Origin of the sequence: Pseudomonas sp. K5002, from assembly GCF_013386655.1 — a bacterium.
GTDB lineage: Bacteria > Pseudomonadota > Gammaproteobacteria > Pseudomonadales > Pseudomonadaceae > Aquipseudomonas.
This window is the reverse complement of sequence record NZ_JACARK010000665.1, coordinates 1-2,290: the sequence shown is the minus strand read 5'-3', so window position 1 is coordinate 2,290 and position 2,290 is coordinate 1. Positions and strand designations below refer to the sequence as shown.

Genomic DNA, 2,290 nt, shown 5'->3' with positions numbered 1-2,290 from the left:
GTCAGCAGGTCCGCCACGCCGATCCACTGCATCAAGCCACGCTCGTCTTCGCGCACCGGGCCCAGGTAACGTGCCTGGCGGTTGCCCAGGCCGTAGGGCTGGAACTCCGCCGGGTCACAGCGCAGGGTATCGGTGGCCTGTTCGAGGATCAGCCCCAGCCAGCGTGTCGGAGTGAGTGCATCCGGCTGATAATTGACCAACACCAGGCGCGTGCTGGTGCGGGCCTGGGCCGGCGTACCGAAGGTCAAGGCACTGAGATCGATCACCGGCACCATCGCCCCGCGATGGGCAAAGATCCCGGCGACCCACGCAGGCGCATGGGCAATGGGCTTGAGCGGCAGGCGCGGCAGCACCTCGGCCACTTCCGTGGCCTTGAGGGCATACCGTTCATTACCGATGTGAAACACCAGGAACAGTGCTTTCTTCACTGCCGCAACGGCACCGCGTTTAGCCGCGAGGTCGTTCATCAGACTTTAAAACGCGACACGCCGCTGCGCAGGCCGACGGCGACCTGGCTCAGCTCGTCGATGGCAAAGCTGGCCTGACGCAGGGACTCCACGGTCTGGCTGCTGGCATCGCCCAACTGCACCAGCGCATGGTTGATCTGCTCGGCGCCGGTGGCCTGGGCCTGCATGCCTTCGTTGACCATCAACACCCGTGGCGCCAGGGCCTGCACCTGATGGATGATCTGCGACAACTGCTCGCCCACCTGCTGCACCTCGAACATGCCACGGCGCACTTCTTCAGAGAACTTGTCCATGCCCATCACCCCGGCCGACACTGCCGACTGGATCTCGCGCACCATCTGCTCGATGTCGTAGGTGGCCACGGCGGTCTGGTCGGCCAGGCGCCGCACTTCGGTGGCTACCACGGCAAACCCGCGACCGTACTCACCGGCCTTCTCGGCCTCGATGGCAGCGTTGAGGGACAACAGGTTGGTCTGGTCGGCGACCTTGACGATGGTCACCACCACCTGGTTGATGTTGCCGGCCTTCTCATTGAGGATCGCCAGCTTGGCGTTTACCAGGTCAGCTGCGCCCATCACCGAGTGCATGGTTTCTTCCATGCGCGCCAGGCCTTGCTGGCCGGAGCCGGCGGCCACCGAGGCCTGGTCGGCGGCGGTGGAGACTTCGGTCATGGTACGGACCAAGTCCTTGGAAGTAGCAGCGATCTCCCGCGAAGTAGCGCCGATCTCGGTGGTCGTCGCGGCGGTTTCAGTGGCCGTGGCCTGTTGTTGCTTGGAAGTCGCGGCAATCTCGGTGACCGAGGTAGTGACCTGTACCGAAGAGCGCTGTGCCTGGGACACCAGGGCGGTGAGCTCGGTCATCATGTCGTTGAAGCCGGTCTCTACTGCGCCGAATTCGTCCTTGCGTTCGAGGTTCAGGCGTTTGCTCAAGTCGCCGGTGCGCATGGTTTCGAGGATGTCGACGATGCGTTTCATCGGCGCCATGATCGCGCGCATCAGCAGCAGGCCGCAGAGGCCAGCGGCGAGGATCGCGAGGATCAGCGAGACGCCCATGCTGATTTTTGCAGCGGACACGGCGTCGTCGATAGCGTTGGTGGCGCGGTCCGCGACGTTTTTGTTTTCGGTGATGATGTCGTTGAGCTTCATGCGGCCTGCGGTCCAGGTCGGGGTCAGCTCGGCGTCGAACAGTTTGCGGGCGGCGGCCACGTCGTGGTTCTGCAGGTGGTCGAGAACGCCGGACAGGGCCTTGTTATAGGCCTGGTGCAGGGCTTCGAATTTATCGAACTCGGCCTGGTCCTCGCCGCCGTTGATGGTCGCCTTGTAATTGGCCATCTGGGTGAGGATACGGGTTTCGAAAGACTTGAAGTCGGTCTTGTCGGCGTCGGTGAGGCCCTTGTCTTCGCGCAGGCCAATGATATCGAGGGTTTGCAGGTAACTGTCGACCCAGGCACTGCGGATCATCGAACTCAGGTACACCCCCGGGACTGCGTCGTCACGGACTGATTCTTCGCTGAGTTCGATCTTCAACAGGCGTGAATACGAGACCACTACCATCAGCAGCATGATCGCGATGATGACCGCAAAGCTCGCCAAAATCCGTTGGCGCAAGGTCCAGTTCTTCACAGTAATTCCTCGAGGGCCATTCAAATGGAGAGGAGTATAGCTGAGCGGATGCCATCATTAATCAACGGGTTGTGGGATCTGGGTCACGCTCGGGGGAGGAAAGTTTTCTTGGGGGGGGGGGCATATCCGTTGCTGCGGTAACGGCGGCTTATGGTTCCGCTCTTACAGCGGCTCACTTTTGAACAGCGCAAAAGTAAGCAA

At 61.8% G+C, this 2,290-nt stretch carries 2 protein-coding genes; both read right to left on the bottom strand.

Features of this window, described 5'->3' with window-relative positions:
• Positions 1-467: chemotaxis protein CheW (locus HX846_RS25815; protein WP_178966351.1), on the bottom strand; the 467-nt coding region annotated here is incomplete at its 3' end.
• Positions 467-2,029 (bottom strand): methyl-accepting chemotaxis protein, encoded by a 1,563-nt coding sequence (locus tag HX846_RS25810; RefSeq protein WP_371316498.1) that lies wholly within the window; start codon positions 2,027-2,029, stop codon positions 467-469. The genes HX846_RS25815 and HX846_RS25810, both read right to left, overlap by 1 nt.
• Between the last annotated feature and the right edge of the window lie 261 nt (positions 2,030-2,290).

Coding starts and splice junctions, on each gene's coding strand:
- HX846_RS25810 (WP_371316498.1), bottom strand. CDS start 2,029: ATGCTGCTGATGGTAGTGGTCTCGTATTCACGCCTGTTGAAGATCGAA.